General features: G+C 29.3%; 6 protein-coding genes. 2 read left to right on the plus strand and 4 right to left on the minus strand.

Annotated features, from left to right (window positions below; translation table 11 throughout):
• The first annotated feature begins 70 nt into the window (after positions 1 to 70).
• Both VIM70_RS06660 and VIM70_RS06665 read left to right on the plus strand, forming a co-directional pair.
• Positions 71 to 754: a response regulator transcription factor gene (locus tag VIM70_RS06660; RefSeq protein ID WP_331944966.1), complete on the plus strand. Its 684-nt coding sequence runs from the start codon at positions 71 to 73 to the stop codon at positions 752 to 754.
• Positions 744 to 2,261 (plus strand): HAMP domain-containing sensor histidine kinase, encoded by a 1,518-nt coding sequence (locus tag VIM70_RS06665; protein ID WP_331944961.1) that lies wholly within the window; start codon positions 744 to 746, stop codon positions 2,259 to 2,261. The genes VIM70_RS06660 and VIM70_RS06665 overlap by 11 nt, the downstream gene beginning before the upstream one ends.
• A 73-nt stretch (positions 2,262 to 2,334) precedes the next feature.
• Here VIM70_RS06665 and VIM70_RS06670 read toward each other — a convergent pair whose 3' ends face one another.
• The 4 genes from VIM70_RS06670 to VIM70_RS06685 all read right to left on the minus strand — a co-directional run bounded on the left by VIM70_RS06670 (position 2,335) and on the right by VIM70_RS06685 (position 7,479).
• Positions 2,335 to 4,107: an ABC transporter ATP-binding protein gene (locus VIM70_RS06670; protein WP_331944962.1), complete on the minus strand. Its 1,773-nt coding sequence runs from the start codon at positions 4,105 to 4,107 to the stop codon at positions 2,335 to 2,337.
• Positions 4,073 to 5,800, minus strand: a complete 1,728-nt coding sequence (locus tag VIM70_RS06675; RefSeq protein WP_331944963.1) for an ABC transporter ATP-binding protein — start codon at positions 5,798 to 5,800, stop codon at positions 4,073 to 4,075. Before VIM70_RS06675 ends, VIM70_RS06670 begins: the two co-directional genes overlap by 35 nt.
• 13 nt (positions 5,801 to 5,813) lie before the next feature.
• The gene (locus VIM70_RS06680) at positions 5,814 to 6,830 is read right to left on the minus strand and encodes a LacI family DNA-binding transcriptional regulator (protein ID WP_331944964.1); all 1,017 of its coding nucleotides are present in this window, start codon (positions 6,828 to 6,830) and stop codon (positions 5,814 to 5,816) included.
• 118 nt (positions 6,831 to 6,948) lie between these two features.
• The gene (locus tag VIM70_RS06685; protein ID WP_331944965.1) at positions 6,949 to 7,479 is read right to left on the minus strand and encodes an amidase domain-containing protein; all 531 of its coding nucleotides are present in this window, start codon (positions 7,477 to 7,479) and stop codon (positions 6,949 to 6,951) included.
• Positions 7,480 to 7,861 lie beyond the last annotated feature (382 nt).

Here is a 7,861-nt window from a genome sequence, read left to right on the forward strand (position 1 = left end):
CTTATTATATTATATAATATAATAAGTAATTCAAAATTGGTATTTAATCTTAAATAAAGGAGAAGATTTTATAATGGAAACCATTTTAATTGTTGATGATGAAGAAAGAATAAGAAATCTTGTGTCAATTTATTTAAGAAAAGAGAAATATAATATTCTGCAAGCTGAAAATGGCAGTGAGGCTATAAATATATTCAATAAAAATAAAGTTGATTTGATCATTTTAGATGTGATGATGCCCATTATGGATGGTTGGGATGTATGCAAGGAGATAAGAAAAACTTCCAATATACCTATTGTAATGCTTACAGCTAAATCCGAAGAGGATGATGAATTATTGGGTTTTGAGTTAGGAACGGACCATTATATTACTAAACCTTTTGTCCCAAAGCTACTAGTTGCTAAAGTAAAAGCAATTATAAGGCGCACCCATAACACAGACGATGTTCAAGAGGACAATAGCTTTGATGGTCTTATAGTTGATAATTTAAGCCATGTGGTTACCGTAGACAATAGCGAAATTAATCTATCTCCGAAAGAATTTGAGCTTCTTAATTATTTTATACTAAATAAAAGAATTGTATTAAGTAGAGAGAAAATATTAGATGCTTTATGGGGTATTGACTACTTTGGAGATCTAAGGACTGTGGATACTGTAATAAAGAGATTAAGAGAAAAGCTAGGGGAAAAATCGTACCTTATAGCTACAATAAGAGGAACTGGATATAAATTCGAGGTGAAAAATGAAAATTAAAAAGAGCATTACAAGAAAACTTTTCGCAATAACCTCAATAGTTTTTATAGTTTTTATAACTACTAATTTAATAGTTCAATCCGCATTTTTTGAACAGTTTTATATAAAATGGAAAAAGGATAATCTTGAACATAATCTTGTTAAATTCACAAGTGAATATAGTTTGCTCCAAAAAAGTGAAGATGAGAGCAGTTTAATAAGTTCTTTCGAAGATGCGAATAGCTATAAAATAATTATCCGTGATAAATTAGGAAATTTAAAATATCTTACAAAGAATGTTGATGAAAGAAAAGATTCTATGAAAGTCAGAATCATGAACCAAATAATGTCAGATCAAATAGATAATACTGGTGGTTTAACTAAATTTAAAGGTGAAACCAAGCCCTTGATTTTTATTACTGAGGAAAACCCTCAAATGGAGGTAAGTATAGCCGGTACAATATATGATGAAAAGAAAGATGAGATCGTATTTGCTTTTTCTTCACTTCAACCAGTTAATGAAGCAGTTCAAGTTATAAAGGCATTTTACTTCTATTTCTATATTGGTGCACTTATTACAATTTTATTTCTTTCTTTTATTTACTCGAATATGATTGCAAAACCGTTGATAAAAATAACTAAAACGGCAGCCAAAATGGCAAAGCTTAACTTCACAGAAAAATGCGTGGTTAAAAGTAATGATGAAATAGGAGCTTTAGCTTCTTCACTTAATCTTCTATCTGAAAATTTAAATGAATCATTGACATCACTAAAGGACGCTAATGCAAAATTAGAAAAGGATATTGAAAAAGAAAAAAAATTGACTGAGATGAGGAAAGACTTTGTGGCCGCGGTTTCTCATGAGCTTAAAACACCTATAACTCTTATAGAAGGGTATACACTTGCTTTAAATGATGATGTTCTAGAAGGCGCTGAAAAACAATATTTTATTGATGTTATCATGGATGAATCAAGAAAAATGAACAATTTAGTATCAGATATGTTAGATCTATCTCAATTAGAATCAGGGAACTTTAAATTGGTTAAGGAAGAATTCTTCATTGATGAACTTATAAAACCAGTTACTAAGAAATTTTCAAGTCTACTTAATGAAAAGAACATTAAACTTAATTTAAATTTAATTAGAAGTATAAAAGTGACTGCAGATTGGAATAGAATAGAACAGGTGCTAACAAACTATATGACTAATGCAATAAGGCATGCACAGGACGGTGGATTAATTACAGTTTCAATGATAAATAGTGAAGATACCATTAAAGTCGAAGTAGAAAACAGTGGAAGCAGTATTGAAGATACTGAAACAAATAAGATATGGGATAATTTCTATAAAATTGATAAATCAAGAACTAGAAAACTTGGTGGCACTGGATTAGGTCTTTCAATTGTAAAAAACATAATGCTTCTTCATGATGGTAGTTGTGGTGTATCAAATACAGAAATTGGAGTTAAATTTTATTTTATTTTAACAAAAAAATTAGGTTGTAGTAATACAATAAACAAAATATAGAAAGTGCAAAACAAAACAACAATTTAAATGGATATGTAAAATGCTAAAGTAATCATTTTACATATCCATTTTGTTAGCTTACAATTTTTATATTTCCCTTTATTATATCTCTATAATACCCGTCAATACATATAAGCTCATCATGATTTCCTATTTCTACAATTTCTCCATGCTCTAGAACAACAATTTTATCTGCATTTCTTATGGTTGATAATCTATGAGCAATAATAAGCGTAGTTCGATCTTGAGACATTCCCTCAATGACCTTTTGTATTTGTTTTTCTGTATGAGTATCTATATTTGATGTAGCCTCATCTAATATAAAAATTGAAGGAGAATGGGCAAGAGCTCTAGAAAATGATAGAAGCTGTTTCTGACCTGCTGAAAAAGTTGCTCCACGTTCCATAACCTTTGCGTATACCCCACCAGGTAAATCATTTACAAAATCTAAGGCACAGGTAGTTTTCAGTGACTGCGTTAATATTTTTTCGCTTATATTGTCATTTAATAGTACATTTGATGCTACAGTTCCTGAAAATAAAAACACATCCTGAAGCACAACTGATATGCCTTTCCTTAAGTCCTTCTTTTTTATATCATCAATATTTATTCCATCTATTAGTATCTCACCCTTTTGGATTTTATAAAATCCACTTATAAGACTAATTATTGTAGTTTTTCCTGCCCCGGTTTCTCCTATAAATGCAAAGGTCTCTCCCTGTCGAACGTTAAAACTTACATTCTTTAATATCCAAGATGAATTATTATAGGAAAACCATACATTTTTAAACTCTATATCTCCTTGTAAATGTTCAATGCCTACACCTTCATTTAAATCTTCTAACGAATTTTCCTCATCTAGAAGTTCAAAAATTCGTTCTGCCGAAACCAAAGCGGATTGGATCGTAGTATAGTTATCCGCAAGATCAGAAATCGGATTATAAAATTGTTTTATATATGTTGTAAAAGCAAAAAGTACGCCTATTTCTATAGTATGGTTTGAAATTTTACTCATTGAATACCATAGTATAATTGCTACTGCAATGCTTTGGAAAACGTCCGCTGCCGGTCTTAATATGCTGTTCATTCTAACTTGAAATAACGTACTTTTTAAATATTGATCATTGAGTTCTAGAAACTCATCATTTTTCACTCTCTCCCCTGTGAATATTTGTACAATCTTCATTCCTGATATGTTTTCAGCCATAAATCCATTAATTTTACCTATTAGACTTTTCATTTTCGAAAAATTAGATTTTATTTTATTTTTCAACATAAAAATAATGAAGAACATTATTGGAACAACTGAAAATGAAATAAGAGCTAACTTTACATCAAGTGCAAGCATTACATACATTATACCGATAAGTAAAAAGGCATCCTGAAAGAGACTTATAATTACATCAGTATACATTTCACTCAAAGCTTCCACATCATTTGTAGCCCTTGTTATTAGTCTCCCAGAGGACGTTTTGTCAAGATAAGATAGCGGAAGAAATTGTATTGTTCTAAATATATTTTTCCTCAAATTTCTCATGATTTCTTGTCCAGCTTTATTTATTAAATTTACTTGGGTGAAAGAGGATAATCCACCAATAGATGCAACAACAAAATACACTATTCCCAAAAATGTTATTGAGTATATTCCATTTTGTGATACTTTTTTTATTAAAAAATCATCGATAACTAGTTTTAAAATATATGGTTTCAATATTTCAGCAGAATTTACAATCATTACACATAAAGCAGCTAAAACTATCTTTTTCATATGTGGTTTTGTTAACTTTAGAAGTCTCATAAAACTATTAATTTTATGAAGTTTCACATTGAGCCTTGTATGTTTCATAGTATATCCCCCCTTTATATATAAGTTCACTATGGGTTCCCATCTCGATTATCTTCCCAGCATCTAAGACTATAATAAAATTTGCATGTTTTATAGTGGATATTCTATGAGCAATAATTATTGTTGTTTTTCCATCTCTCAACTTTTGTAAATTTTTAAGAATAGTAGATTCAGTTATATTATCCACTGCTGAAAGTGAATCATCTAATATGAGAATTGGTGGGTTTCCAATAATAGCCCGAGCTATGGAAATACGTTGTTTTTCACCACCTGATAGATTAACGCCACGTTCTCCAAGAATAGTATCAAAACCATTAGGTAATTTAATAATACTTTCATATATGGAGCTTAATTTTGAAGCTTTTACAACATCTTTATCTGTAAATTTGGACTTGAAAAATTTTATGTTCTCCTTAATGGACGCAGAAAACAAGAAGTTATCTTGAGGTACATAACCAATGCTGCCTCTAAGTGTCTCTAAAGAATAATCATTTATATCCACTGAATCTATAAAAATTTTATCTCGTGATGACATATAAAGCTTTAATAACAAGTTTGAAATAGTGGTTTTACCTGAAGCAGTTTTACCTAAAATTCCAACTGTATAACCCTTAGGTATTTTAAATGCAATGTTGTCTAATGCTTTTTTATCAGAATTAGTGTACGAAAAGCTTAAATTATTAAACTCTATTTCACCTTCAATAGTTTTCTTTATCATTTTTTCTCCACTTTTTATATTGGGTATAACATTAAATATTTCATCCAATCTTTTCATTGAAGCGATACCTCTTTGAAATATTGTTATAATTCTTCCAATGGAAATTATAGGTCTCATTATCAATGTCAAATAACCATTAAATGCTATAAATTGGCCAAGTGTTATCCCACCATTTAACACCATATTACCACCAATAATAAGATTTATTACGAAGCTTATACTAAAGCTAATTTCAATTACAGGTGATAAAGAGGATGATACTTTTACCATATTAACATTAGAATCCATCATTGCATTATTTAATATTTCGAACTTCTGAACCTCAGCCTCTTCCTGGGCATAGGATTTTATTACCCTGATTCCATAAATGTTTTCTTGAACTCTTCCAGAGATAGAAGAAAAGTTTTCTTGAACTTTTTTAAATCTCTTTTGAACAATCTTTCCTGTTTTTATAAGGTAAAATATAATAAAGGGAATTGGAGTGAGTATTAATAAAGTTTGCTTTAAATTTATAATCCTTGACATTGAATATATGGATATACTGCAGATGCAAATCATATTTACTATCATTGCTGTAGCAGGTCCCAAAGTCATTCTTACAGCTGAAATATCATTTATGGCATAAGCTATTAAATTTCCAGTTTTCTTTTGATTGTAAAATTCAGAAGATAATTTCTGAAGATGATTAAATAATTTTTCACGAAGGTGACATTCAAGATTTCTGGCATTTACTACAATTAGATTTCTCCATGCATATGTACATATGAAGGCACCTATAGCAATTAAAAGAATATACATTATTTTGATTTTAATGAGATTATAAGTAAAATTATTAGTGCTTAATATATCAATAGCGTCTCCTAAAACTCTAGGAAAAAGCGCCTGAATATAAGATGTTATCATCATAAAGATAATACCAATAATATATGATATTTTATGTTTTTTTATAAAATCTAAAATTATTGTTTTCCCCATTTAACTCTCTCCTTTATGAATTTAATTCAATAAAACTTTTAACAGATTGCCTTTCGATTAAATCACTGTTTATGGTTATGCTTTCACAGGGTTTATCAGGGTTATTAATCCGTTTTAAAAGAAGTTCCACTGCTATTTCACAGGAATATTCAATGTTTAAATCCAAAGATGTAAGGGCTGGTAGAGTTAGAGATGCCATTTCAGTATTACCACTACTAATAACAGATATTTCTTCTGGTACTTTAATTCCCTTTTTATAGAGAAGATTAATTAATTTCACAGCTATAAAGTCACCTTGACATATTATTGCTGAAGGTTTATGTTTGACCTTAAGTAAATTCATAACAGAAGTTTCAAAATCCTCTTCTGAATTTTCTTCAAAATAGGTAAATAATTCTCTCCTAATGGGTATTTCATAGTCTTCAAGAGCAGACGTTATTCCAAGCACCTTTTCTTTATTCCTAAACAAAATACTACGCCTTCCTAAAAAGCCAATATCCACATGACCTTTTTTTATTAAATACTCACATTGTTTATATCCACCATTATTGAAATTAAACCAAACACTGTCAACATCACAGGAAGGGGAATATCCCGTATAAAAAATATGGCTTTTAATTTTTTTCTTTAAAAACCCTATATAATCATCATTAAATTTTCCTATAAAAATTAGGCCATCAAAATTATTCTCTTTTAATAATTTAAATGGAGAGTGCATCTTGTCTTGGTTAGTCTTATCAACAAATTCTGTATGGTAAGATATATCCATATTTTGAAGGGCACTTTCAATTCCCTGTATCATATAAGCAAAATTGCTATTATCATGAATAAGAGGTCTTTGATGAATTACTAAAATTTTATATGTATTCTTGTTTGTAGACTTTCTATACCCCATTTCTTTTGACTTAAGTAAGATTTTTTCTCTTAATTCCTCACCAACTCCAGTTTTACCAGATAATGCTCTGCTCACTGATATCGCTGAGATATCTAGTTCTAATGCAATACTCGCAATTGTAGTTTTATTTTTCAAATAAGCCACCTCCAAGTTTTTATCTAATATTATTATAAGTAATATCTTTCATAAACACAACGCTTTAAAAATATAAAAACAACGTTACAAAAGTTATTTTGTAACGTTGTTTAGAACTTTATAAGCTTATTTTTAAAAAATGTAAACGCTCAGCTGGCCAAGAATTTTTATAATCTATATTCAAAGCCTCAAATGAATGATGAGAAACTAAAGGCTGTGAATATATAAAAGATGTAACAATCGTAGCGTGAAATATATTCCCATTATTACCTTCGAAAAATATCAAATCACCTAATTCAAGCAACCTACTATCATATACTTCAAGGCCTTTAACTCCTAAAGCTTTGGATTCTTGATTAACTTTTAAAGTCCAGTAAAGGGAATGTGCTACGGTCCAACTAACAGACCATGTGTCATCCTTTGTACTAACGGTATTAGCCTTGTTATACCACCAAGGATGTGAGCTATTATAAATCATAGGGGCTCCACCTGCTAGCAGGCACTGAGATATAAAGTTTGTGCAATCCCCACTAGTTTCATTATTAATAAGAGGAAAGTACCTAAAGCTGGGGTTTGGATGTAAGGCATAGGTAATTGCATAATTAACAGCATTTATTCTTGAATATTGATTTATTCTAAAAAGATCCATATTACTCTCCATAAAATTACTATAATTAAATACTATGATAACGATAGTGTGAAAATTCATAGTATTTAATTATATTCTATTCCACCAATGGTGATATTTAATTTTTTAACAATTTTAAGTTGGTGCTCAATTTATATGTTATTATATTGAATATTTGAGATATATAATAATTTTGTGTATAATGGAATTAAAAGAATAAATTATAATTAATCCCAAATTATGTTAATGAGTTATATATATATAGTATAGTCAGAAAACAATAATTAACAATTGCCACGTTTTAGGAAAGAAAGTGATTATTTCTATAAAAAGTTACATTCAAATTAATTATAGGCATGACAAAAAGGCTTTTTTACACTCTATTTTAAAAAAGCCGTAGGCT

Origin of the sequence: Clostridium sp., assembly GCF_036569345.1 — a bacterium.
Lineage (GTDB): Bacteria > Bacillota > Clostridia > Clostridiales > Clostridiaceae > Clostridium_AD.